Source organism: Achromobacter sp. FW305-C-13, from assembly GCF_058783475.1.
Genome location: NZ_JBYSYN010000002.1, coordinates 700,456 through 725,429, shown reverse-complemented (window position 1 = coordinate 725,429; position 24,974 = coordinate 700,456). Strand labels below are relative to the sequence as shown.

The 24,974-nt window shown below is 66.0% G+C and carries 22 protein-coding genes; 4 read left to right on the top strand and 18 right to left on the bottom strand.

Features of this window, described 5'->3' with window-relative positions; translation table 11 throughout:
* The first annotated feature begins 12 nt into the window (after nucleotides 1-12).
* Nucleotides 13-912 carry an SMP-30/gluconolactonase/LRE family protein gene (locus AC3WMU_RS14800; protein WP_492282580.1) on the top strand — a complete coding sequence of 300 codons (900 nt, stop codon included), beginning with the start codon at nucleotides 13-15 and terminating at the stop codon, nucleotides 910-912.
* Here the strand turns inward: AC3WMU_RS14800 and AC3WMU_RS14795 are convergent.
* Nucleotides 901-1,662 (bottom strand): 5'-methylthioadenosine/adenosylhomocysteine nucleosidase, encoded by a 762-nt coding sequence (locus tag AC3WMU_RS14795; RefSeq protein WP_492282579.1) that lies wholly within the window; start codon nucleotides 1,660-1,662, stop codon nucleotides 901-903. The genes AC3WMU_RS14800 and AC3WMU_RS14795 overlap by 12 nt on opposite strands.
* A gap of 291 nt (nucleotides 1,663-1,953) precedes the next feature.
* Here AC3WMU_RS14795 and AC3WMU_RS14790 point away from each other — a divergent pair, with 291 nt between their 5' ends.
* The gene (locus AC3WMU_RS14790; RefSeq protein WP_492282578.1) at nucleotides 1,954-2,379 is read left to right on the top strand and encodes an organic hydroperoxide resistance protein; all 426 of its coding nucleotides are present in this window, start codon (nucleotides 1,954-1,956) and stop codon (nucleotides 2,377-2,379) included.
* A gap of 61 nt (nucleotides 2,380-2,440) precedes the next feature.
* Here AC3WMU_RS14790 and AC3WMU_RS14785 read toward each other — a convergent pair whose 3' ends face one another.
* The 13 genes from AC3WMU_RS14785 to AC3WMU_RS14725 all read right to left on the bottom strand — a co-directional run bounded on the left by AC3WMU_RS14785 (nucleotide 2,441) and on the right by AC3WMU_RS14725 (nucleotide 15,330).
* Nucleotides 2,441-3,745 (bottom strand): ABC transporter substrate-binding protein, encoded by a 1,305-nt coding sequence (locus AC3WMU_RS14785; RefSeq protein WP_035212249.1) that lies wholly within the window; start codon nucleotides 3,743-3,745, stop codon nucleotides 2,441-2,443.
* Between the two features lie 36 nt (nucleotides 3,746-3,781).
* Nucleotides 3,782-4,906, bottom strand: coding sequence for a zinc-dependent alcohol dehydrogenase family protein (locus AC3WMU_RS14780; RefSeq protein WP_280026717.1), 1,125 nt, complete (start codon nucleotides 4,904-4,906; stop codon nucleotides 3,782-3,784).
* A gap of 61 nt (nucleotides 4,907-4,967) precedes the next feature.
* On the bottom strand, nucleotides 4,968-5,720 hold the full coding sequence (locus tag AC3WMU_RS14775; RefSeq protein WP_492282577.1) for a glucose 1-dehydrogenase: 753 nt from the start codon (nucleotides 5,718-5,720) through the stop codon (nucleotides 4,968-4,970).
* A gap of 25 nt (nucleotides 5,721-5,745) precedes the next feature.
* Nucleotides 5,746-7,182 (bottom strand): aldehyde dehydrogenase family protein, encoded by a 1,437-nt coding sequence (locus tag AC3WMU_RS14770; protein ID WP_280026715.1) that lies wholly within the window; start codon nucleotides 7,180-7,182, stop codon nucleotides 5,746-5,748.
* A gap of 17 nt (nucleotides 7,183-7,199) precedes the next feature.
* A complete protein-coding gene (locus tag AC3WMU_RS14765) occupies nucleotides 7,200-7,856 on the bottom strand; it encodes an ABC transporter ATP-binding protein (protein WP_492282576.1) in 657 nt (218 codons plus the stop codon).
* Nucleotides 7,857-7,859: 3 nt separating this feature from the next.
* The gene (locus tag AC3WMU_RS14760) at nucleotides 7,860-8,600 is read right to left on the bottom strand and encodes an ABC transporter ATP-binding protein (protein ID WP_006222332.1); all 741 of its coding nucleotides are present in this window, start codon (nucleotides 8,598-8,600) and stop codon (nucleotides 7,860-7,862) included.
* A 2-nt stretch (nucleotides 8,601-8,602) separates the two neighbouring features.
* On the bottom strand, nucleotides 8,603-9,619 hold the full coding sequence (locus AC3WMU_RS14755; RefSeq protein ID WP_006222333.1) for a branched-chain amino acid ABC transporter permease: 1,017 nt from the start codon (nucleotides 9,617-9,619) through the stop codon (nucleotides 8,603-8,605).
* Entirely contained in the window at nucleotides 9,619-10,524 is a 906-nt protein-coding gene (locus AC3WMU_RS14750) for a branched-chain amino acid ABC transporter permease (protein ID WP_006222334.1), read from the bottom strand. The genes AC3WMU_RS14755 and AC3WMU_RS14750 overlap by 1 nt, the downstream gene beginning before the upstream one ends.
* Nucleotides 10,525-10,843: 319 nt before the next feature.
* Nucleotides 10,844-11,398 carry an electron transporter SenC gene (locus AC3WMU_RS14745; protein WP_492282575.1) on the bottom strand — a complete coding sequence of 185 codons (555 nt, stop codon included), beginning with the start codon at nucleotides 11,396-11,398 and terminating at the stop codon, nucleotides 10,844-10,846.
* The gene (locus tag AC3WMU_RS14740; protein WP_492282574.1) at nucleotides 11,395-12,780 is read right to left on the bottom strand and encodes a GldG family protein; all 1,386 of its coding nucleotides are present in this window, start codon (nucleotides 12,778-12,780) and stop codon (nucleotides 11,395-11,397) included. Before AC3WMU_RS14740 ends, AC3WMU_RS14745 begins: the two co-directional genes overlap by 4 nt.
* Nucleotides 12,777-13,490: an ABC transporter permease gene (locus AC3WMU_RS14735; RefSeq protein WP_006222337.1), complete on the bottom strand. Its 714-nt coding sequence runs from the start codon at nucleotides 13,488-13,490 to the stop codon at nucleotides 12,777-12,779. Before AC3WMU_RS14735 ends, AC3WMU_RS14740 begins: the two co-directional genes overlap by 4 nt.
* Nucleotides 13,487-14,443, bottom strand: coding sequence for an ABC transporter ATP-binding protein (locus AC3WMU_RS14730; protein ID WP_006222338.1), 957 nt, complete (start codon nucleotides 14,441-14,443; stop codon nucleotides 13,487-13,489). Before AC3WMU_RS14730 ends, AC3WMU_RS14735 begins: the two co-directional genes overlap by 4 nt.
* An 11-nt stretch (nucleotides 14,444-14,454) precedes the next feature.
* Entirely contained in the window at nucleotides 14,455-15,330 is an 876-nt protein-coding gene (locus tag AC3WMU_RS14725) for an N-acyl homoserine lactonase family protein (protein ID WP_088590758.1), read from the bottom strand.
* 364 nt (nucleotides 15,331-15,694) lie between these two features.
* Here AC3WMU_RS14725 and rraA point away from each other — a divergent pair, with 364 nt between their 5' ends.
* Nucleotides 15,695-16,252, top strand: coding sequence for a ribonuclease E activity regulator RraA (rraA, locus tag AC3WMU_RS14720; RefSeq protein WP_492282573.1), 558 nt, complete (start codon nucleotides 15,695-15,697; stop codon nucleotides 16,250-16,252).
* A gap of 4 nt (nucleotides 16,253-16,256) precedes the next feature.
* On the opposite strand, the gene AC3WMU_RS14715 is transcribed toward rraA, so the two are convergent.
* From AC3WMU_RS14715 to AC3WMU_RS14700, 4 genes are all read right to left on the bottom strand, one after another.
* Nucleotides 16,257-18,272 carry an aconitase family protein gene (locus AC3WMU_RS14715; protein WP_035212254.1) on the bottom strand — a complete coding sequence of 672 codons (2,016 nt, stop codon included), beginning with the start codon at nucleotides 18,270-18,272 and terminating at the stop codon, nucleotides 16,257-16,259.
* A 14-nt stretch (nucleotides 18,273-18,286) separates the two neighbouring features.
* A complete protein-coding gene (locus AC3WMU_RS14710) occupies nucleotides 18,287-19,264 on the bottom strand; it encodes a Bug family tripartite tricarboxylate transporter substrate binding protein (RefSeq protein WP_088590761.1) in 978 nt (325 codons plus the stop codon).
* A 152-nt stretch (nucleotides 19,265-19,416) separates the two neighbouring features.
* Complete coding sequence (locus AC3WMU_RS14705) at nucleotides 19,417-20,319, bottom strand: LysR family transcriptional regulator (protein WP_006222343.1); 903 nt, start codon at nucleotides 20,317-20,319, stop codon at nucleotides 19,417-19,419.
* Nucleotides 20,320-20,402: 83 nt separating this feature from the next.
* Entirely contained in the window at nucleotides 20,403-23,948 is a 3,546-nt protein-coding gene (locus AC3WMU_RS14700) for an indolepyruvate ferredoxin oxidoreductase family protein (protein ID WP_492282572.1), read from the bottom strand.
* Nucleotides 23,949-24,053: 105 nt separating this feature from the next.
* Here AC3WMU_RS14700 and AC3WMU_RS14695 point away from each other — a divergent pair, with 105 nt between their 5' ends.
* Complete coding sequence (locus tag AC3WMU_RS14695; protein WP_280026704.1) at nucleotides 24,054-24,959, top strand: LysR substrate-binding domain-containing protein; 906 nt, start codon at nucleotides 24,054-24,056, stop codon at nucleotides 24,957-24,959.
* Nucleotides 24,960-24,974: the final 15 nt, after the last annotated feature.

The following is a 24,974-nucleotide window of genomic DNA, read 5'->3' as shown; positions in this document are numbered from 1 at the left end:
CAGGAGCTCCCCATGAAACGCCTCTTCGCCACCGCTCTACTGGTAGCGACATCCACGGCGGGCGCAGCGCCCGCCAGCACGGTTGAAATCCTGTCGACCGGGCAGCAATTTGCCGAAGGCACTATCTTCGTCGGCTCGACGCTCTATTACGTGGACTACGGCCGGTCGGCCGTCTACCGCCTGGAGGACAAGCAGCCCCGGCAAGTCTGGCGGCAGGCCGGCAGCGGCGCCAACGGCTTGGTCCAGGACGGGGAAGACCTGCTGGTGGCGGGCTACGACAACGGCACCATCGTGCGCATCAGCCAAACGGGAGACACCCTCGCCGTCTATGACCACGACGACGCGGAACGCCCCTTTGTCCTGCCCAACGATCTGGCGTCGGACGGGCGCGGCGGCATCTACTTCACCGCATCGGGCGACGAGGGCGACACGCTGGGCAAGGTCTACTATCTGGCGCCGGGCGAACTGCCGCATGAAGTCGCCGGCGGTATCCACAACGCCAACGGATTGGTGGTCTCGCCCGACGGCAAGACGCTGTATGTGGCGGAGAGCAGCACCGACCGCCTCTTCCGCTTTGATATCGGCGCCGGTGGCACCCTGTCCCACAAACAGGAATTCCTGGCGCTGGATACCGTGCTGGCCGATGGCGTCAATCCGCGCCATACGCCCGACGGCGTCCGCATCGACCCGCAAGGCCGGCTCTTCGTCAGCCTGTATCACGGAGGCGGTTTCGCCGTATTCGCACCGGACGGCAAACTGCTGGCGCGGGTGGACCTGCCCGGTCAACATCACGCGACCCTGGCCTTGACGCCCGATGAAAAGTTCGTGGAAGGCACCATCGCCAACGACAGCGAGGTCGACGGCTACCTTGGGGCGTTGTACCGCGTCGCCAATCCCGTATCAGGCGGCTGACAGCGCGCCCGACTTCAAGAGGGGCGCCAAGATGCCCGCCGTGTAGACCCGCGCCACCTTCTCCAGAAACGCCGTGAAGTCGGTCTTGGCGGCGTGGTCGGCGCGATCGGAAATCACGCGCATCACCGCAAACGGAATGCCGAACTCATAGCAGACCTGCGCCATCGCCGCGCCTTCCATCTCGACGCACAGCGCATCAGGCAAGCGCTTGCGCAATGCCTGGGCCTCGTCATTGTGGCTGACGAAGATGTCGCCGGTCGCGATCAACCCCGAATGGACCTTGGGCTGCGCAAGCGTGGCGCCCGCGGGATCGCCCGCTGCCCCGTACCGCCGGACGAAGTCCTGGGCGCTGTCGTGTAGCAGCTTGCTCAGGGCGGCATCCGACTCGAACTGCACCCGGCCCAACAAGGGGATCTCGTGTTGGCCGAACAGCGGCCGGGCGTCCATGTCGTGCTGCATCAAGGTATTGGCCACCACCACGTCGCCCACGTCCACATCCGGATGCAGGCCGCCCGCCAACCCCGTGAAGATCACCTTCGACACCTGGAACTCCCGGATAACGATAGACGCCGTCGCTGCCGCCGCCACCTTGCCGATACGGCTGAGGGCGATGACGCACGGCGTACCCCACAACGTACCCACGTGAAAATCGCGCATCGCGATACGGTGAATCGTCGCGCCCGGGTCCATCGCCGCCAGCAGGTCAGCGATTTCTTCGTGCAACGCGCCAAGGATGGCGAGACGTTCCATGGTGTCCTTTGAGATGTCTGGCGACACGGCTGACTGCCGCGCAGGGGGAACATACTTTAAACGGCGTCTGCGTATCAACAGGCGGTGATGTGCGTTCTATGTGTTGCGTTCTTCGTTCTGTGTGGAGTGCGCGATCTGCGGTGCTCTGTACCCCAACGTATCCAACGGGCCTGGTGATACACGGCAATGCAGTGCCGCTACCCAAGCGACACACACCGGATACAGGCACTTGTTGCAATGCAGGCTCCATTCCAACCCCGCGGTCACGCCGCGGCATCACCGGGAGCCATCATGGCCAAGAAACTTGAAGAAGTCCTCTACACCGCCAACACCCACACCACCAGCGGGCGCGACGGCACGGGCCGCAGCAGCGACGGCGCGCTGGACGTGCAACTGAGCCCGCCCGGATCCGGCAAGCCGGGCACGAATCCCGAACAACTGTTTGCCGTGGGGTATTCCGCCTGCTTCATGGGAGCAATGAAACGCGCGGGAGCCGCGAATGGCATCGCCGTTCCCAAAGATGTCGCCATCGACGCCAGCGTGTCGCTGGGCAAGGTCGATAACGGCGAGAACTTTGCGCTGGGCGTGGTGCTGGCGGTGTCGCTGCCCGGCTTGGAGGATGACCAGAAGCGGCTGCTGGTGGAAGGCGCGCACCAGATGTGCCCGTATTCGCGCGCGATCAAGGACAACGTGGACGTGCGGTTCGAGATTATTTAAGACAAAAAAAAACCCGGCGATTTCTCGCCGGGGACGTCCCTGCACACACAACACAGCTTGCTCAGTTCGGGAACACCTTGATCTGGTCGCTCTTCAGCACGTCCGGCGTCAGGCTCTTGTCGATCCAGGCCATCGAGGTGTCCTCCACGCCCGGGGTGACCAGTTCGGCCGGCACGATGGTGATGTCGGCCAGCACCTTGAACGGGTACTTGTCGCTCTTCTTGGTCACGCCGAACAGTTGCGCTTCCAGGCCCTGCCCGTCGGCGCGGTGCATCTTGACGTCGCGGCCGTAGCCCTTGAAGGTCACGTCATGCATGGCGGCTGCCACTTGTTCCGGGCTGGGCCAGGCGCCGCCGTTGTCCTTGATGGCTTTTTCGTAGCCGGCTTTCAGGCCCTGGATGGCTTGCACCATGTGGTAGACCGAGTAGATCGGGTAGGCGCCAGTCTTGTCGTGGAATTTCTTCACGAAAGCCTGGTGCTGCGGATCGTCCTTGGTTTCCGGATGCAGGAAGTAGTGGTCGCCACGAGCGCCCACGTACACGCCTTCAGGCAAGGCGTTGCCCAGGCGTTCCAGTGAGCTTTCGGCCAGCGACAGCACGAAGGTGGAGTTCTTGAACAGGTTGCGCTGGGACGCCTGGCGCACGAAGTTGTCCAGGTCGCCGCCCCATGAGGTGGACACGATGACGTCCGGGCGCAGCGCTTGCAGGCGGCTGATCTCGGTGGAGAAGTCGGCGGCGCCGAACTTGGGGAACATCTCGGCCACGACCTTGACGTCCGGCTTGAACTTCTTCAACGCGGCCAGGAAGATGTCGCGCGAATCGCGGCCCCAGGCGTAGTCCTGATTGACGATGGCGATGGTCTTGAAGTCGGGCTTGACCTTCATCAGGTACAGGACCTGGGCGACCATTTCCGTGGTGGCGTTGGCCTGGGTGCGGACGACGTACTTGTATTTCTTGCCTTCCAGCGCCTTTTCCGTGCCGCAGTCCCACAGCACGTTCAGCACCTTCAGGTCTTCGGCCACAGGTGCGACGATGTTGCAGTGGCCGCTGGAGATGGCCGACAGCATGACGCGGGTGCCGCCTTCTGCCAGGCGGCGGTACTCGGACAGCAGCTTTTCACCGCCGCCGCCTTCGTCGATGTAGCTGGGCACCAGTTTGACGCCGTCGATGCCGCCGGCGGCGTTGATGTCCTGGATCAGGATCTCGGCCGCGTCGCGGGCTGGCACGCCGAACACCGATGCCGACCCCGACAGGAAGGTCGAGATACCGATGTTCAGTTCCTTGGGCTTGTCGGCGGCGCCCGCAAGCGCCGTGAAGCCTGACAGCAGGGTGGCGCCCAAGAGGGCAGCCAGTCTTGAGGTTTTCATGGTCTTGTCTCCAGTGTTGTAGTCGGGTCTATGCCCTTAGAAAACGATGGCGTCGCGCAGGCTGCCGCCGGTAGCGAGGTGATCGAACCCCTCGTTGATCTGGTCCAGCGAAAAGGATTTGCCCATCATCCGGTCCACCGGCAACTGGCCGGCCTTGTACAGGTCGATATACCGGCTGATGTCGATGGCGGGTACGCCCGAGCCCAGGTAGCTGCCGCGGATGTCGCGCTCTTCGCCCACCATCTGCGACAGCGACAAGGGGAAGCTGAATTTGGGGTTGGGCAGGCCCGACGTGACGGTGGCGCCGCCGCGGCGGGTCAGTTTGTAGGCGGTCTCGAACGCGGGTACGGCGCCGGCCATGTCAAAGCCGTAGTCGACGCGGCCGCCTGCCAGGTCGAAGAGGTCGTCGTCCGTCTTCACCTGTTTGGGGTTGACGATATGAGTTGCGCCCAGCTCCTTGGCCAAGGCCAGCTTTTCGTCGCTGAGGTCGACCGCGACTACGCGGCGCGCACCGGCGGCCACGGCCGCCAGCAAGGCGCTTAATCCCACGCCGCCCAGGCCGACGATGGCGGCGGTGTCGCCGGCCTTGATGCGCGCACGGTTCAGCACGGCACCGGCGCCCGTCAGCACGGCGCAACCGAAGAGCGCCGCTTCGCGATGGCTGAGTTCAACGTTGACCTTCACGCAGGACCGGCGCGACACCACCGCGTATTCCGCGAAGCAGGACACGCCGGTGTGGTGGTTGATGTATTCGCTGCCGATGTGCAGGCGGCGGTCGCCACCCAGCAGGGTGCCTTGGGTGTTGGCGGCGGCGCCCGGCTCGCACAGCGCAGGCCGACCTTCCATGCAAGGGTTGCAGCAGCCGCAGCTGGGCACGAACACCATGGCGACGTGGTCGCCCGGCTTCAGGTCCGTGACGCCAGGGCCGGTTTCCACGACCTCGCCGGAGGATTCGTGGCCCAGCACGATGGGCACGCCGCGCGGGCGGTCGCCGTTGATCACCGACAGGTCGGAATGGCACAGCCCCGCCGCCTTGATCTTCACCAGCACTTCGCCCGTGCCGGGCGGATCCAGTTCGATCTCGGTGATGCTCAATGGCCGGGTCTGGGCGTAGGGGCCTTCCACCCCTACGTTACGCAACAACGCCGCTTTGATTTTCATGCGCCTGACACTCACGGTAGAGAGAAGACGCCCCGGCCTGTGCGGGGCCTGTCGAAAACGATCAGACGGTACGGCCGCCGTCCACGGGGAATTCCACGCCGGTGATGAATTCCGCCGCGTCGCTGGCCAGGAATAGCGCCGCCGCCGCCACGTCCGACGGCTGGCAGAAGCGGCCCAGCGGAATGGTGGAGACGAACTTGGCGCGGTTCTCGGGCGTGTCCGGCAAGCCCATGAACAGTTCGAACATGCCGGTAATGCCCATCACCGGGCAGATGGCGTTGACGCGGATGCCGTCGGGGCCCAATTCCACCGCCATGGACTTCGACAGCACATTGACGGCGCCCTTGGACGCGTTGTACCAGCTGAGGCCCGGCCGCGGACGGATGCCGGCCGTCGAGCCCACGTTCAGGATCACGCCGCGCTTCTGCTTGCGCATCACCGGCACGACTGCCTGGGCCATGTGGTAGATCGACTTCACGTTGATGTCGAACATGCGATCGAACATGGCCTCGTCCACATCCAGCATCGGCTGGTTCTTGTGGGTGATGGCGGCGTTGTTGACAACGATGTCGACCGAGCCGAACTTTTCTTGGCAGACGCGCACCACGTTGTCGATGTCGGCGCGGCTGGACACGTCGGCCTTCACGGCCAGCGCGGCGGCGCCGACTTCGGCCGCCACGCGGTCGGCGGCTTCCTTATTGATGTCGGCGATGACGACCTTCGCGCCTTCCTTGGCGTACAGCCTGACGATGCCTTCGCCGAAACCGCTACCGCCGCCCGTGACGATAGCGACCTTGCCTTGCAACTGACTCATGACTTGTCTCCGGATAGCTTGGCGATCACTCGCCATAGAATTGGATGATCGTTTTGGTCGTGCTCATTTCTTCCAGCGCGATAAAGCCCTTCTCGCGTCCGTGGCCGCTTTTCTTGACGCCGCCAAACGGCAGTTCCACGCCGCCGCCCGCGCCGAATCCGTTGATGTAGACCTGGCCGCACTTGATGCCGCGCGCGATGCGTTGCTGGCGCCCGCCGTTCTCGGTCCAGACGGCGCCCAACAGGCCGTAGTCGGTGGCGTTGGCCAGGCGGATGGCGTCGGCCTCGGTATCGAAGGGCAGCGCCACCAGCACGGGTCCGAAGATCTCTTCGGTCAGCAGCGTGCTGTCGTGCGACGGGGCGCTGAACAGCGTGGGTTTGACGAAGTAGCCGCCCGTCGGCACGCCGTCGGCGATAGCGCCTTCGGCCGCCACCTTCAGGCCGTCCGCCAGGCCCTTGGCGATGTAGCGGTTGACGCGGTCGAACTGCGCCTTGTTGACCACAGGGCCGCAGGTCAGGTCCATGTCCGGGGTGCCAGCGCGCACCTTGGAAAACTCCTCGGCCAGCGCCTTCATGAAATCGGCGTAGATGCCCTTCTGCACCAGCAGCCGGCTGCCGGCCGTGCAGGTCTGGCCTGCGTTGTGGACGATGCCTTTCACGATGGCGGGGATGGCCAGCTTGTAGTTCGCGTCGTCGAACACGATATGGGCGGACTTGCCGCCCAGTTCCAGCACGCACTTGACCGCGTTGACGGCGGCGGCCTGCTGGATCAGCACGCCGACCTCGTTGGAACCCGTGAAGGTGATGAAGTTGATGTCGGGATGGCGCGACAGGCTCGCGCCCGCCTCTTCGCCCAGGCCTGTGACGATGTTCAGCGCGCCGGCCGGAAAGCCCACTTCCAGCGCCAGTTCGGCCACGCGGACGATCGACAGGCAGGCGTCTTCGGCAGGCTTGACCACGCTGGCGTTGCCCATGGCCAGCGCCGGGGCGACGCTGCGGCCGAACATCTGGGCCGGGTAGTTCCACGGGATGATGTGGGCGGTGACGCCCAGCGGTTCACGGATCAACTGGACCGAATAGTCCTTCTGGAACGGGATGGTCTGGCCGTGCACCTTGTCGGCCGCGCCGCCGTAGAACTCGAAGTAGCGCGCCAGCACGGTGATGTCGGCGCGGGCGGTGGACATCGGCTTGCCGGTGTCGCGCGATTCCAGTTGCGACAGTTCTTCGTGGTGCGCCAGCACGGATTCGCCCAGGCGCAGCAGCAGGCGCCCGCGCTCAAGCGCCGTCATGCGGCCCCAGTCGCCCTCCAGCGCGGCGCGTGCGGCCTGCACGGCGGCGTTCACGTCGGCCTGTTGGCCGCGCGGGATGGTGGTGAACACCTTGCCGTCCACCGGCGACACCACGTCGATGGTGCGTCCGTCTGCGGCATCGGCCTGGCGGCCGTCGATAATCATCTGCGTCATGGAAAGTCTCCGGGTATTCAATTCAAGGTGATCGAGCCGCGCTCGATCGTCCATATCTGGTCGGGGATGTCGCCAAGCAACTTCACGTTGGACTCGGTGATCACCACGCATAGGTCGGGTTGCAGCTCTTTCAACCGCGCCAGCGCTTCCGTGTAGTCACGCGCCAGCTTCGGGGCCAGGCCCTGGAAGGGCTCGTCCAGCATCAAGAGGCGGGTGCCGACCATGATGGCGCGTGCCAACGCCACCATCTTTCCCTGGCCGCCCGACAGCGCGGACCCGGACCGGCCCAGCATCGGCGCAAGCTGCGGCACCACCTTCAGCACCGTGGCGATACGCGCGGCGATCTCGGCCTTGGACTGACCCTGCACTTCGCACGGCAGGTTCAGGTTTTCTTCCACCGTCATGGTCGGAAAGATCACGCGGTCTTCGGGCGCGTAGCCCACTTTCAACGCGGCGCGCTTGTGGCCGGGCAAGGCGGTCAGGTCCGTGCCGTCGAAGGCGATCTTGCCGGACTTGATCCGAGTCAGGCCCATGATGGTGCGCAGCAGCGTGGTCTTGCCCGCGCCGTTGCGGCCCACGATGCCGATGGTCTTTGACGATTCGAAGCTGGCGCTGACGTCGCGCAGGATGCGGTTGCCCGCCAGGTCGACATTGATGGCCGATAGATTCAACATGGTTCAGGCCCCCAGCACTTCGCTTTTGATCTGCGGGTTGTTCAAGACCTCCGCCGGTGTGCCGTCGGCGGCCACCTTGCCCGCAATCCAGGCCGCGACCCGGGTGGCATAGCGCGACACGATGTCCACATCGTGCTCGACGAACCAGCTGGTCACGCGGCGTTCGTCCAGCGCATGCATCACGGTTTCCATCAGCGCGAACTTGTCTTCGGACGCGACCCCGCTGGTGGGTTCGTCCATGATCAGCAGCTTGGGCTGCAAGGCCAGCGCCATGGCCACATCCAGCAGCTTGCGCTTGCCTTCGGGCAGTTCGATGGACGCTTCGTCGGCTTCAGGCAGCAGGCCCACCAGGTCCAGCGTGGCATCCACTTCCTTTTCGTCGATGGTGCTTTCCAGCGAACGGAACCAGCTGAGCTCCTTGTTGCGGCGGGCGGCGGCGATCTGCACGCACTGGCGCACCGTGTGCTCGGTGAACAGCTGCGGCAGCTGGAACGACCGGCCCAGCCCCAGGCGCACGATCTTGCGCGGCGCCATGGCGGTAACGTCGCGCCCGTCGAAATACACCTTGCCCTTGGACGGCGCCAGGTAGCCCGTGCAGATGTTGATGAAGGTGGTCTTGCCGGCGCCGTTCTGCCCGATCACGGCCAGCCGTTCGCCTTCGTGCAATTCGAAATCGATGTTGTCGGCCGCGACGACGCCGCCGAAGGCCAGATACAGGCCGGTGGTTTGAATGAGGGGTTTCATCTTCAGTTCCTCACCGAGGCTTGCGCATTGGCCTGGACCCGGGCCGCCACGGTGTCGTTTGCGCGTGCCTGCGCACGGGCCAGGTCCCGCTTCTGCGTGGCGACGCGCTTCATGATCTGGCCCACGAATCCGGTGGGGAACATGAAGATCACCAGGATCAGCGTCAGGCCCAGCAGGAACTGCCACAGGCCGGGGAAGTACGCGGCAGACACCAGCTTGACCGTTTCAAAGCCCACAGCCCCCAGGAATGCACCCGCCGCATGGCCGGCCCCGCCCAGAATGGTGATGAATACGAACTCGCCCGAACGCAGCCACGAACCGATCTCGGGGGTGACCAGGCCCTGCATCAAGGCCAGGATGGCGCCCGAGAAACCCACCACCACGGCCGATAGCAGGTAGCCCTTCCACATGATGAAGTACGCGGAAAAGCCCAGGTATTCGATGCGCGTTTCGTTCGTCTTGATGGCCGAGAGGGCCTGGCCGCTACCCGACCGGAAGTAGCGCTGCACCCACCAGGCCAATGCCATCGACAGCACCAGCGTCAGCACCAGCAGCGCACGTTCGAACGACTCGCGCTCCATCAGGACGCCGGCCATGGAGGGGCGCACGATGCGCAGGCCGTCCGAGCCGCCCGTCAAGGTGTAGAGCTTGCCCAGCAGCGCGAACAGCACCATGCTCAGCGCCAGGTTCAGCATGCCGAAGAAGATGCCGCGGTAGCGCACCACGAACAGGCCGATCACGATGGCCGCCACGAAACTGGCTGCGACGCCCGCCAGGATCAGCACCAGCGCATCGGTGCCCGGCATGGCGCGCGCCAGGAAGGCCACGGTATAGGCCGAGATGCACGAATACATTGCATGGCCGAACGAGATCTGGCCAGCGCGGGCCATCACCGACACACCAAGCGCGGCAATGGCGTAGGTCAGGCCGATGACGATCGGCGTGATGGTCCAGGAATAGGTATAGCCAAGGAATAGCGTGACCAGCGCGGCCACGAGGCTGAGGACGGCAACTTTCATCAGATCCTCCGGGCCTGGGCGACGGTGAACAGGCCATGCGGCCGGATGATCAGCACCAGCACCATGATGATGTATGGCACTGCCACTTCCAGTTCAGGCGCGGCGTACACGGCGATGGCGCGGATGATGCCGATCAACAGCGCGGCGATCAGCGCGCCGGTGATCTGGCCCAGCCCTGCGGTGGCGACGACGGCGAACGACAGCACCGTCATGTCCGTGCCGGCGCCCGGCACCAGCGACGTGGTGGGGGCCGCCAGCGCGCCACCCAGGGCGCCCAGGATGGTGGCGATCACAAAGGTGACGTAGCCGATCTTCTTGGCGTTGATGCCCAGCGACGTCGCGACCTCGCGGTTGTGCGTGGTAGCCACCGTCTGCTTGCCCAGCTTGGTGTGACGCAGGAAGAACTCCAGGCACACGTAGGCCAGCACGGCCGTCACCGGCACCACCACCAGTTGGTAGGTCGTGTAGGTGATGTCGCCGATTTCGATGTTGCCCAGCCGGTTGACGACTTCGCTGGCACTGTAGGGCTGCGCGCCCCACAGCAGGCGCTGGATGTCTTCCAGCATCAGGAAGCCGCCGAAGGTGATCAGCAGCTTGAGGATGGGGTCGTAGTTCTGGGCCCGGCGGATCAGCACGAATTCCATGATGCTGCCCAGCGCCAGGCCGACGGCGATGGCGGCCACGAACAGGGCGGCGAACAACAGGATGGGGGAGTCGGTCTTCGGCGCCAGGAACATGACGAGGCTTGCCGCGGCATAACCGCCGAAAGCATAGAAGGCGCCGTGGGCGACGTTCAGGATGCCCATCACACCGAACACCAGGGTTAACCCCATCGACACCAGAAACAGCAGACTGGCGTATGCCACGCCGTCCACCAAGGCGAGAGGCAGTAGATCCAAGGTCAAGCGTCTTCTCCCAATACGCTAAGCACCTGCCGCAGCCGTGGACGCGTTGCCGCGGCAACGTGGATCCCCTGCACGGCGGTACGGGCATGTCGCCCTGGACGCGCCTGGCGCGCCCTTGTCTCGTTATGGACCTTGCCGTGCTTGTCTCCGATGCGACGCGGAGCAGGCCGGAAGGCGTTTATGTGGACGGTTCCGCCGGCGGTTGACGTCGCCGATTCGTACCCGTCCGATAATGGAATCGAAGTATAGGTACGCCCCTATTCAGCGCCTATTTATCTTTGTGCAAGCCGGGTTTCACAAGCGATAGAGTGGGTCCAGACTACGGGCTTTCCGCACCCGGGTTTACCTGAAGCATCGCCGCCATCGGCGCCCGCGTCTGGTAGTCGGGGATGATGCGGATGTGCGGCTCATCAGGCAATTGCACATAACGGCCTAGCCCATCCGGCGCAAGCGCACCCACCGCCATTCGGGCGAGCCCCGCACCGCCGGCATCGCGGATGTCGATCCGCAATTGGGGCGGGTTCAATCCATACGACTGATCGTCGTGAGGCGTCAGGACGCGGTCGCTGCGGGCTTGTGAAAACAGGGCCAGGAACGCTGCGGCATTAAACGCCGCCGCGCGGTCCGCCGGCGCTGCCGCCCAGCCTTGACCGCCGCGCGTCAACGTCACTGCGGCAGCGGGCGTGGCCAGCGTGACTTGCACGGCGTCTCCAGCGTCCCAGGAATACAGCCGCGCCGGCTTGCCGGCGTCATCGTGCAGATGCGTGTGGCCGCCGTGTCCGGCCGGCGCCTCGGTGGCCTCGTGCCACTGCCAGGCCGACAGCCCCACACCGGCCGCCAACAACAGCGGCCACAGGGCACGTGTCGGCTTCATCGGCGCCTCCACCACAATACGAGTCCGGTCATCAGCGCCAGCAAGGGCAAGGCCACCGTGCTGGTCCAGAACACCGTGCGCATCTGCCGGTTGGTAAGTTCGACGCGGCGGCCTTCGTAGTGGCGGGGCCGGATCGTCAGCAGCGCATCCTGGCCCGCCAGCAGCGTCACCGCGCTGGTGAACAGCGCGCCATTGCCCAGCGTGGCGAAATGCCGGTTGGTGGCAAAGTCGCTGTCGCCTGCCACCAGCAAGGTCGGGTGCGCGGCCCCGTCCGCGCTGGCTGCCTGCGCGTTGCGCGTGGCCAGCGCGATCAGGGTGTAGCGCGAAGGCGCTTGGCCAGGCAGATGCGCCTGGCTGGACGTTTGCGCCAAGGGGGTCACGACGACACCCTTGGGCAGGCTGTCGCCAGCCGGCTCCAGGCCCCCTGCGCCGGGAAAGAAGCTCAAGGGCAAGCCGCGCGTCATCTTGTGGCGGGTGTAGTCGCTGACAGCGGGGCTGCCCGGATCATTGCGGTAATGGCTGCCCGGATCCGCCAACGCCCCAGGCGGCCGCGCGATGCCGAAGTCGGCCAGCAAGGCGTCCAGGCCATGACGCGTGTCCGGCTCAAGCAACAGCAGGGTCTTGCCGCCCGCGGCCGTCCAGTCGCGCAGCGCCTGCGCGTCATCGTCGCCAAATGGCGTGCGCGGTCCGGCCGCCACGACGACCGCGCAGGCAGGCAGCGCTTGCGCCAGGCTGCCGGCATTCACGCCGCGGGTGGCAAACCCCAAGGTCTGCAAGGCGTTGCGGGCCATCGCCATACCGTGCTGTTCGTGGACTTCGACGCGGGCCACCAGGTTTTCATCGTCGCCGTGGTCTTCCAGGTCGTCCAGCGACGTCAAGCTGTCCAGCATGGCTTCGCGGTGCCCCTGCGTGAAGCAGACCGTTTGCGCGCCGCGCTGGCTGATGCGGATCAACGCATTGGTGAAGTCGGTTTCCGTGCCGCCGTTGATCGTCAGCTTGCGGCGATCGGCCGTCAGCACGGCGCTACCCGCGAACTGGATGCCAGCTTCGCGCGCCTCGGCCGGCCGCAGCGCCGGGTCCACACCGCGCACCCGGATCAGCGGATTGGCATGCTCGTACTGGCGCAGCAGTTCCAGCGCATCGACCATGCTTTTGTTGCGCAGGTCGTAGAACCACGTCACCTCGACGGGCTGCTTCACCTGGCGCGCCACCTCGATGCTTTCCGGCGCCAGGCTATAAAGCCGTTGCGCGGTCAGGTCCACGCGCCCCAGGTTGCGGGCCGCCCACAAGTTCAGCGCCAGCAGCAGTGCGGCCACCGCTAACACCGGCAGCCACAGCGACAGGCGCTTGCCCGCACGGCTCCATTGCGCACGCGGCATCATCGCAGCCTCCAGCGCTTCAGATTGACGGCCGCAATCATCAGCGCCAGCACGGCAACGCTGGCCAAGGTCAAGGTTGCCGGCCCAGGCAACACGCCCCGGATGAAGTCCACGTGCTGCGCCGACAGCGACAACGCCTGAAAGAACGGCGACAGCGCCGGGAACGCATCGAGCGCCGCGGGATAGTCGATGAACCACAGCAGCACCAGGATGCCCCAGGTGGCGCTGGCCGCCACGATCTGGTTGGTGCAGGCGCTGGATACCGCAATGCCGATCGCCAGGAACAGCGCCCCGTAGAGGAACACGCCGATATATCCGCCCAGGATCGGGCCATAGTCAGGCTGCCCGTACCAGGCGAGCGGCAACACGGCGGCGGTCGTGCCCGCCAGCATCAGCGCCAGCACGGTCAGCCCTGCCGCGTACTTGGCGGCCACCAGCGCCGCATCCGACAGCGGCAGGGTCAGCAGCAGTTCCAGCGTGCCCTGGCGCGCTTCTTCCGCGAACGCCCGCATGCTGACCAGCGGCATCACCAGGATCAGCAAAATCGTCATGTTGTGGAACGCCGTCACCATCTGGCCGGTGCTGACGAAAAACAGGTTGAAGCTGAACAGGTAGCCCGACAAGGCCCAGAACACAGCCACCACCACCAGCGCCACCGGCGACCCGAAATCCGTGCGCAGCTCTTTCCGGTACAACGCGGCAAACCCTGTCATGCCCGTCTCCGCATCAAAGGGTCGTTGGGCGCCAACGCGGCCAGCAGGCGAGTTTCCACCGCGTCGTGCAGGGTCAGCACGGCACGCAGTTCGGCGTGCGCCAGCGCAATGCGCAGCACCGCGTCGCAGGTGGCGCCGCCCGCGTCCGTATCCCAACTGATGCGCCACTTGCTCAGTTCGCCGTCCAGCGGGACGGCATCCACGCCGCGCACGCCCGGGCAGGCCGACAAGGCGGCATGCAGGGCGGCGTGGCGGGCCGCCGGCAAGGCCAGTTGCAATTGCAGGGCCGCCTGCACCCCGCCCAACACCGTGTCTTCTACCAGCCGGCCCTGGCGCAGGATGGCGATACGGGTGCAGAGCGCCTCCACTTCTTGCATCAAGTGACTGCTGAACACGACGGCGCGGCCTTCAGCGCAACGGCGGATCATGGCGCGCGCCTCCACGATCTGCACCGGGTCCAGGCCATTGGTGGCCTCGTCCAGCAGCAACACCGGCGGGTCGTTCAGCACCGCCTGCGCCAAGCCCACGCGCTGGCGCTGGCCCTTGGAGAGCCGGCCGATTACCGTGCGCGCCACCCCTTGCAGATCAAAGCCGTCAATGGCGCGCTCGATGGCCTGGCGGCGCGCACGCGCCCCGCCCGCCACTTTGACGCCCGCCCCGAACTCCAGGTACTGCGTCACCGTCAGCGTGTCGTACAGCGGTGCGCGTTCCGGCAGATAGCCGATGTCTGCGTTGCCACGTCCCGGCGCCGGCTCGCGCCCGCGAATCGTGATGCGGCCGCTGTCCGGCGCATAGAACCCCGCCATCAGGCGCAAAGTCGTGGTCTTGCCGCTACCGTTCGGTCCCAGCAGGCCTACGATTTCGCCAGGCCTGACCGACAGGCTTAGCGAATGCAGGACCTGGCGGGGCCCGAACGACTTGCAGACCTCGTGCAAGGCAACTGCGGGCTGCATGGCGTGGCCCGTCAGTCGAAGACTTTCGTCTTGGCGTTCTGCGCGTGCTGCTCCGCGTCATGGCTATACCAGAGCTGGCCCTGACGCGCATCGCGGATCTGCTTCAAGCGGTCGATGGCCTGCATGGACGCCGCCGTGTTCCAGGTGATGCCGGGAATCACGCCTGCTTCGTTCTCGCCCGTATAGATGGCATCCGCCGCCAGCAGCACCGTGCCCGTGTTTTTCAGTTTCACCTGCAGGGACTGGTGGCCTTGCGTGTGCCCCTTCGTGTCCAGCAGCACGATGGTGCCGTCGCCGAACAGGTCGAAGTCGCCTTCCACCTGGATGAAGTCGTAGTCGCGCGTGGTGTCGAAATCCTTCATCACATAGGCGGCGCGCTGGAACTTTTCGGGCCACCAGGCGGCGCGCAGTTCGGCCTTCTGCACGACGTGCCTAGCCTTGGGGAACATCTTGATGTTGCCGGCGTGGTCCAGGTGGAAGTGCGAGTAGACGACGTACTTCACGTCGCTGACGTCAAAGCCGGCGGCCTTCAACTGGCGGTCCACGACTTCGTCGCGTCCCTGGATGGAATTGAAGGCGCCGCACAGGCCCTGCCCCCAATAGTTGGCGCAGTTGCCGTCGGCGGTGGCCTGGTTCATGCCGGTGTCGAACAGCACCAGCCCGCGCGGATGCTGGATGACATAGGCCGGCACGGGGATCTTGATCTTGGTGCCCACATCCACCATGGCGGTCATGAAACCCTTGTCGAGCTCGATCTTGCCGACCGAAAGCTGCATCAGCTTGATGTCCGGCGGCGCATCGGCGGCCTGCGCGCCACCCGCTGCCATCACTGCCACCGCGCCCACTGCACCTACCGCACCCAAAAACGACTTCCAGCTCTTGCTCATTGTTGTCTCCTCGGACCAACAGGGGGAGCCGACGCCTGATGGCGGCAGCCGATAGCAAGCAACCCGGTGTGTCCCGGATTTCTATTGATAGGGGTGTGCTGTGCGGGGCTGACTGCCGGACGGATAAGCTCGCCGGCCGAGACGGCGTCTTGGTGGCCGTTGACTCTGTTGCGCACTCTGACGCAGCGCCGAAGGACTGCCAATTAAGCTTTCATTAAGCTGGGTTTCACGGCGCCTGAACTGGGAGGAACCCCTAGACGCCAGGCAGTGGCCGTCCAACCCATTGGACGTGACCGGGTCGGCACAACGGTGCCATCCCATGTCACACTGCGGCGGTATCCATTGCCCTGAATTCCACCGCATCATGAACCAGCCCTTCACCCCTCCCAGCTACCGCAGCGCGCCTGACGTGAACTGGGCGACAGCAGACCTGTGCGACAGCTGCCTGGATCAGCCCACCGCGGGGCTGCGCGTCCTGCCGCCTGTGTTCCGCCCCTATGGCGCGCCGACGTGGTATTTCGGCCAGGTGGTGGCGGTGCCTTCGCCCGTGGCGGACGGGGCTCTGTCGCTGGCCAGTTTGCTGGCCGAACCCGGATACGGGCGCGTGATGGTGGTGGACGGTTTGGGCAACGCGGGCCACGCAATCCTGGGGGACCGGATGGCGGGCATGGGCGCGCAGAACGGATGGGCGGGCGTGCTGATCAACGGCTACGTGCGCGACACCACCGTCCTGGCGCGCATGCCGCTGGGCGTGCATGCGCTGGGCGCGGTGCCCAACCGGGCCCGGACGCTGACGACGGCCGCCGCCGGCGACCAGGTGCGGATCCAGGGCATCGACATCCGCACGGGAGATTGGCTCTACGCCGACACGGACGGCATCATCGTGCTGTCTTGCCGTCACACGGCGCTGGCAACGGAATAAGCCTTCAGGCCGCGTACCCGGCCTGCAATTCCGCGAACGACATCAGCTTGCCCGCCAGGGCGCTGGCCATGACGGTAGGCGGACTGCCCAGCCACACGCTGCCCGGGCCGGAACGGCCGGGGAAGTTCCGATTGATGGCACTGATGGTGACCTGATCCGGATCGGTGGATGACCCCGGGCCACAATTGGCACAGGCGCCGCACGACGGTTGCAGGATGCGCGCGCCAATGGCGGCGAAGGTCCGGTCATACCCTTGCGCCACGCAATAGTCGCGCACGGCCGTGGTGCCGTATTGCAGATAGAGCGTCACGCCGTCTGGCAGCGTCAGGCCGCGCGCCACGGCCCAGGCCAGCACGTCGTGATATGCATCGAAATCTTCACGCTTGCCGGCGGTGCAAGAGCCTCCGTAGGCGATATCGATGCGCGGCCGGGCCTGCAGACTGGAAAGCGGGATGCCATTGCCCGGATCCCCCGGCGCCGCCACCAGCGGCGACAGGGCCTGGCAATCCACGCGCAAGGTGGCCGCATAGACGGCATCGGGATCGCTATGCATCCAGGGCTCGATCACCACGTCCACGCCGCGGCGTTCGCGCAGGAAGCGGACGGTTTCGGCGTCGGGCGCCACAATGCCGGTCAGCCCGCCCAACTCGGCCGTCATATTGGTCAAGGTGGCGCGTTCGTCGACGGACAGGCCCGCAATGGCGTCGCCCGTAAATTCGAACACCTTGCCTACCCCGGCGCCGGAACGGATCTCGGGCAAGGCCAGCAAATGCAACACGATGTCCTTGGCCGTCACCCCCGGCGGCAAGGCACCCGCAAGGTCGACGCGCAGCGACGCCGGCATCGTCAGGCGCACCGCGCCCGTCACGAAGGCGTTGGCCATGTCGGTTGTACCGACACCGAACGCCACGCATCCCAGCGCGCCGCTATGGGGCGTATGCGAATCGGTGCCCACCACCACCTGCCCCGGCAGCGCGTAATGTTCGGCCATCATCGCATGCGAAATGCCCGCCACGTTGGCCCCAGGATCCTGCGCGGCTTCGGACTCGGTCAGGGTGCGGTGATGCCGCAGTTGGTAGGCGTCGACGAAATCGCGCTGCGCCTGGCACATGACGCGGACGTTGGGCACGATGCCGGCCCTGACGTGGTTGGGGCTTTCCTCGACGTACGAGGTATGGTCTTCGAACACCACGATGCGCGCCGGATCGACCAGCCGCAGCGGACGGCCAAAACGCGCGTGCAGCATGTGCGCGGCCATGCCGGTGTAGTACTCGTGGATGAAACGCCAATCCGCCCGGAGAAACACCCCCGCGCCTTGCTGCGCGTCGCGGGGGGTAACAGGCGTTTCCAGCAAATGGCGCCGGATGATTTTCTCGAAAAGCGTGCGCGGCGCATCCCCTTCTGTTGCCTGGGCTGGCCCCTTGTCACCAGCCCGCCCCTGCCCCACGTCTTGCAAGTGCGCCTGCCCGAACGCCAGCAAGCCGCCCGCCCGCACGATGGCGGCTGACAAGGCGTCGCGGCCCGCCACGATCTCGTCCACGGTGATCGACTCGCCGCGCTGCAGGCGCGCCACCAGGCCCAGATCGGTGCTGGTGTACAAGCCGATGTTGTCTGCATTCTGCCGATAGATGCGTTCAAAGCTCTCGGCGATGACCAAGCGCACGCCGGCCGATTTTTCGGCCATGGGGCTGTGTTCACGCGACGAGCCCTTGCCGTAGCGCTTGCCGGCCACCACCACATTGACGCCGGCCCGCTTGATCGCATCGATGCCGATGGGGCGCGCCGTCCCCGCCGTAAGACCGGTGTAGGGATAGCGCCCCAGCTTCTCGTCGAAATGCGTCAGGATCGGCACCGGCGTGATCTCGTCGGTGGAAATGTCGTCGCGCAACGGGACGGCAGACGGTGATCCGCTGGCGGCCCCGTCCAACTGCGCAGCGATGCCGGCAGGGTCTTGCGACAAGAACAGCAATCGGGCGGGTGCATCAAGCACGCCAGCCGGTAACGCCACAGCAGCAGTCATAACCTGTCCAATCCTTATTCCGCCGTCACCGCCGCCGCCTTGACCAGCGCCTGGCTCTTGGTGATTTCCGCGTTCAGTGTCTGCACCGCCTGTTCGGTGCTGCTGCCCTGCGCCACGAAGCCCTGCGGCGACAGCGTCTTCAGCACGGCCGGGTCAGCCATGGTCCGTTGGGTAGCGGCCTGCAACGTTCGCACCAGATCAGCCGGCAGCTTGGCCGGGCCGATCAGCGAGATCCAGGCGTCGTACGAATAGTCCTTCACCCCGGACTCATCCAGCGTGGGCACGTCGGGCAGCGCCGCCACGCGCTGGGGCGTGCTCACGGCCAGCGCGTGCAGCTTGCCGGCCTGCACCTGCGCCAGCACCGACGGCACGGCCAGGAACGCCACCTGGATCTGGCCGGACATGACATCCGTGATCAACGCGTTGCCGCCGCGGTACGGGATATGCATCATGTCCACGCCCGCTTTGGATTTCAGCAGTTCCCCTGCCAGATGCAGCACGCTGCCATTGCCCGACGACCCGTAGTTGATCTTGCCGGGTTGCGCGCGGGCGGCAGCCAGCAGGTCGCCGATCGTGCGGTACGGCGAGTTCTCGGCCACGACCATGACCAGCGGCGTCGTGCCGATGACTGAAATCGGCGTGATGTCCTTCACCGAGTCGTACGGCATGCTCTTGTACAGGCTGGGGTTGATGGCGTGGTTGGACGATACGATGGCCAGCGTGTAGCCGTCGGGCTTGGCGGCCACCAGCTGGCGCGTGCCGGGGATGCCCGCCGCGCCCGCCAGATTCTCGACGATCAGGGGCTGCGCGAGCGTCTTGCCCAGGTTTTCCGCCACCACGCGGGCGACGACGTCGGCGGTGGACCCCGGTGATGTCGGCACGATCAGGCGGATAGGATGGTCGGGGTAGCCCGCCGCCTGCGCGGACGCCGCGGGCAGCAAGGCGCTGAATGCAAGCGTACAGCTCGCCAGGAATCTGGTCGGGGTGTTCATGTTGTCTCCGTATCGTCGCAGCGGGATCTGTCTGCCCCGGCTTGGGCTGCGCCCGCGAGTCACGTCAAAGGCGCGCTTTGACTATAAGGAGCCGGCAGCGATTGCCGAAGTGTCGTCTCGGCAAGCCAGCCATCTCGAATGGAGATGCCGGATCAGCCTTGCTGAGCCAGGAACTTGACCAGCGTTGCCGCGGTAGCCGACAACTGGCTTTCGTCAGGGAATACGATGCAAAGCTGCCGCCGCGCCCACTCGTCGGACAGGGGTCGCACCACGACGTCCAGCGATTGCAGATAGAGTTCGGCAACTTGCTGCGGCATCACGGCGATGCCAAGGCCCGCATGCGTCATGCGACACAGCGCGTCCAGGCTGGCCACGCGGATCTTCACCGCCAGGGTCGCGCCCAACTCCTGGGCTTGCGCCGCCAGCAACTGTGTCAGCGCGCTGTTTTCGCGCAGGCCCACAAAGGTCTCGCCCGCAATATCCTGCAGGCTCAGCTGCCGCGCGGAGGCTTTGGGATGCTGCGACGGCAGCATTACCGCCAGCCGGTCGCGCCGGTAGGGCAGTTGCGTAAGACCCTCGGCGCCCGCGATGCGGTTGCAGATGCCGAAGTCCGCGGCGCGCTCGCGCACCAGGCGCAGCACGTCGGGGCTGTGCTGCTCTTCCAGATCGATGTCCACTTCGGGAAACAGGCGTTGAAACGCCGCCACGTCTTCGGGCAGGAACTGCACGATGGCCGACAGATTGGCGACCACCCGCACATTGCCCTTCACCCCTGCATAGAAGCGCGACAGCTCCGCCCCCATGGACTCGACGTCGCCGATGATCTGCTGCGCATGTCGCAGCACCGTCTGGCCGGCGGGCGTGACGGTCACGCCGCGCGTATGGCGCTCGATCAACGGCAGCCCCACCAATGACTCCAACTCCGCAATGCGCCGGCTGACGGCGGACGGCGCGATGAACTCGCGTTCGGCCGCCCGCGCGATGCTGTTCTCTTGGCAAACGGCCACGAACAGGCGAAGCGAGGTCAGATCAAGTTTGCGCAGGAGGTTTTCCATGGCCGGGCGGATAGAGACGCGGGGTGATCCGCATTGACGGGGGATCGTACACCAGCCGATCCCCGTCACCGTGCCCTCCCTTCCTACGCCGCCAGCGAATCCTGCTGCGGATGGCGGTAGCGTTGCAGCAGCCCCTCCTGGCGTGCCTGCGCCTGGCCCACGCTTTTCTCCTTCACATGCCCATATCCGCGGATCGCATCCGGCAGATTGGCCAGCTCCAACGCAGCCTCCCGGTTATCGGCGTTCAGCGTTTGCGAGAACTCGGCAGCCAGCGCCAGGTAGTCGGCCGCCAGCTGGCGTTCCATGCGGCGTTCGGCGGTCTTGCCGAACAGGTCCAGCCACGTGCCGCGTACCCGCTTCATCGGCGCCAGCATGCGAAACGCCACGCCCATCCACGCCCCGAACGCACGCTTCTGCAAGCGGCCCTGCGTGTCGCGGCGCGCGAAGGCCGGCGGCGCCAGGTAGTAGCGCACGCGATAGTCGCGCCCGGGTTCGCCTTCAAATTGCGCTTGCAACTTGGCCTTGAAGGCGGGGTCGGTGTACAGGCGCGCCACCTCGTATTCGTCCTTGTAGGTCATCAACTTGGCCAGGTTGCGCGCCACCGCGCGCGTCACCTCGTATCGCTGCCCTTCGGGCATGGCGGATTCCCGCGCACGCACTGCGTCCACCGCCGCGCGGAAACGCGCCGCGTAAGCCGCGTCCTGGTACGCGCCGACGTGCCCCGCCAGCCGCTGGATCAACCCGTCCAGCGATTCCGGCAACGCCACCACTTGCGCGGCCTTCTTTGGACGCAGCGCCTCGACGCCGCGGTGCGCGGCCTGCCGGCCCAGTTCGAACGCGGCCAGGTTCTTGTCCACGGAGACGCCATTGATCTCGATGGCGCGGCGCAGGCTGTCGCGGCTGAGCGGCAGGCCGCCCTTTTGCCATGCATAACCCAACAGCAGCGGGTTGGCGTAGATGGTGTCGCCCAACAAGGCCTCGGCCAGCGGCCCCGCGTCAAGGAAGTCGCAATTGCCGCCCGTGCTTGCGGCAACCGCGGCTTCCGCCTGCGCGCCGGGAAAGCGCCAGGCCGGTTGCGACAGGAATGCCGCCGTCGGTGCCGCCGCACTGTTCACCACTGCACGCCCATGATCCGGCCGCAACCGCGACAGCACCTCGGGCGACGCCGATACCAGCGCGTCGCAGCCGATGACCAGGTCGGCCTCGCCCAGCGCCACGCGGGTGGCGTGCAGGTCTTCCGGCCGGTTGGCCAGCTGCACATGGCTGAGCACGGCGCCGCCCTTTTGCGCCAGGCCCGCCATGTCCAGCACGGTGACGCCCTTGCCTTCGATGTGGGCGGCCGCGCCCAGTAAGGCGCCGATCGTCACAACCCCGGTGCCGCCCACGCCCGCGATCACGACGCGATACGCGGCGCCCCCCGCGATGGACGCGGGCACCGGCAACGGCGCGTCGGGCAATGGTGACTCGCCCGCGCCCGACCGTGCCGGCTTGCGCAGCACGGCGCCTTCGGCCGTCACGAAGCTGGGGCAGAACCCTTCCACGCAGGAAAAGTCCTTGTTGCATGAGGATTGGTTGATGCGGCGCTTGGTGCCCAGCGGCGTGTCCAGCGGTTCGACCGACAAGCAGTTGGACTTGACCGAGCAATCGCCGCAGCCTTCGCACACGGCATCGTTGATGAAAGCGCGGCGCAGCGGGTCGGGGTAGTCGCCGCGCTTGCGGCGACGCCGCTTCTCGGTCGCGCAGGTCTGGTCGTAGATCAGCACCGTGGTGCCTTCGATGTCGCGCAGCGCGCGCTGCACGTCGTCCAACGCCTTGCGGTTATGCACCTCGATCGCGCCGGGCAGCGCCGCCGCCCCCGTGTACTTGTCGGGCTCGTCCGTGACCACCACGGTTTTCACGACCCCCTCGGCCTGCATTTGCGCCGCGATCTGCGGCACCGTCAGCACGCCGTCCACCGGTTGCCCGCCCGTCATGGCGACGGCGTCGTTGTAGAGGATCTTGTAGGTGATCGACGCGCGCGCCGCCACCGCCGCGCGGATCGCCAGCAGCCCCGAATGAAAATAGGTGCCGTCGCCCAGGTTGGCGAAGATGTGCCGTTCGCTTGTGAAATCCTTCTGCCCCAGCCACGCCACGCCCTCGCCGCCCATCTGGCTGAAGGTATCGGTGTCGCGATTCATCCACATGGCCATGTAATGGCAGCCAATGCCCGCCACCGCGCGCGATCCTTCCGGCACGCGGGTAGACGTATTGTGCGGGCAGCCTGAACAGAACCAGGGCTTGCGCTCTTCCACCAGCGTGGGCCGCGCGGCTTCGCGTTCCTTGGCGTCGATGACGGCCAGGCGCGCAGCGATGCGGGCCCGCAATTCATCGGACAGATCAGCCTTGTCCAGCCGAGCGGCGATGGCGCGCGCGATCAGCGCGGGCGATAGCTCGTAGCGCGCCGGCAGCAGCCAGCCACCGCGCGGCGTGGACCATTCGCCGCCACCGTGCTCGCGTTCGTCGAACTTGCCGTACACGCGCGGACGTACGTCATCGCGCCAGTTGTAGAGTTCTTCCTTCAGCGCATATTCCAGGATCTGGCGCTTCTCCTCGACGACCAGGATCTCTTTCAGGCCCGTGGCGAACTCGCGCGCGCCTTGTGCGTCCAGCGGCCAGATACAGCCGACCTTCATGACGCGGATGCCGGCTTCGGCACAGGCCGCTTCGTCCAGGCCCAGGTCGTTCAGCGCCTGCCGCACGTCCAGATAGGCCTTGCCCGCGGTCATGATGCCGAAGTTCGCGCGAGGCGAATCCAGCACCACCCGGTTCAGCTTGTTCGCGCGCACATAGGCCAGCGCGGCATACCACTTGTGGTCCAGCAGCCGCGCCTCTTGCGCCAGCGGCGAATCCGGCCAGCGGATGTTCAGCCCGCCTTCGGGCAGCGCGTCCTCGGGCAGCACAATCTGCACGCGCGCCGGGTCCACGTCGACCGAGGCGCTGGATTCCACCACATCCGTCACACACTTCATCGCCACCCACAAGCCGGTGTAGCGGCTCATGGCCCAGCCGTGCAGCCCGTAGTCCAGGTATTCCTGGACGTTGGACGGATACAGCACCGGGATGCCGCTTGCGATCAGCACGTGTTCGGACTGGTGGGCCACGGACGAGGATTTCGCGGCGTGGTCATCGCCCGCCAGCATCAGCACGCCGCCGTGGGCGGAGGAACCCGCGGAGTTGGCGTGCTTGAGCACATCCACCGACCGGTCCACGCCCGGCCCCTTGCCGTACCACATGCCGAACACGCCATCGCGCGTGGCGCCCGGGAACAGGTTCAGTTGCTGCGTGCCCCACACCGCCGTCGCGGCCAGGTCTTCGTTCACGCCGGGCTGGAACACCACGTCGTGCGACTTCAGATGCTTCTTGGCCTTCCACAGCGCCTGATCCAGGCCGCCCAGCGGCGAACCCCGATAGCCCGAGACATAGCCGGCCGTGTTCAGGCCGGCCTGCTGGTCGCGCAGCTTTTGCAACAGCGGCAAGCGCACAAGCGCCTGGGTGCCGCTCAGGTAGATGCGGCCGGTCGTCTGGGTGTACTTGTCGTCGAGCGTCAGGCCATGGGTATCGGCCACGCCAGGGGGTAGTGGGGCGTTCACGCGTTTGTCTCCTGCCGGGTGCGGATTTGAGTGTTTTCCGCAGTGTAGGAACGCCGCTCGTTATCGTATATTCATAGTTTCAGGTAGCAGGTATTCGAAAATCAGATGGCAAACGACGTCACCCTGCGGCAGCTGCGCTACTTCGCGGCGGCCGCCCGCACGGGCCGGTTTTCCATGGCGGCGGCCGACGAGCATGTCTCGCAGTCCGCCGTCACCAATGCCGTGCTGGCGCTGGAAGCGCAGTTGGGCGTGCGCCTGTTCGACCGCCACCCGCATGGCGTCACCCTGACGCCGGAAGGCCACAACTTTCATCGACGCACGCAGGACATCCTGGATTCGCTGGACGACGCCATCCGCGAACCCGGCTTCCAACGCTATGCGTTGCGCGGCACGGTGCGGATCGCGGCCTCCTATACCGTGCTGGGATATTTCCTGCCCGACCTGCTGGCGCGCTTTCGCCGGCGCTATCCCGAGGTGGTGCTGGACCTGGTGGACCTGGACCGCCCGGAGATCGAAGCGGCGGTGGCCAGTGGCGACGTGGAACTGGGCGTGGCGCTGCTGTCCAACGTGGAAAAGCGCGACCGTTTCGGCCATCAGGTACTGGTACGGTCGCGCCGGCAACTCTGGACGGCCTCGGGCCATCCGCTGCTGTCGGCCTCCGCGCCGTCGTTGGCCGACATCGCCCGCTATCCCTACATCCTGCTGGAAGTGGATGAAGGCGAGCGCTCGACGCTGGGCTATTGGCGCACCCACGGCCTGCAGCCCGACATCGCGCTGCGCACCCGGTCCATGGAGGCGCTGCGCGGGTTGGTGGCGCATGGCTTTGGCGTCACCATGCTGTCGGACATGGTCTATCGCCCCTGGTCACTGGAAGGCCGCAAGATAGAAGCCATGCCGATCACCGACGCCGTGCCGCCCATGGAGGCGGGGCTGCTCTGGCATCCGCGGGCCACGCTGGCCAAGCCTGCCGACGCCTTCCGGCAATTCATGATGGTGGCCTGCGGCGTGTAGGCGCAAGGCCCGGGA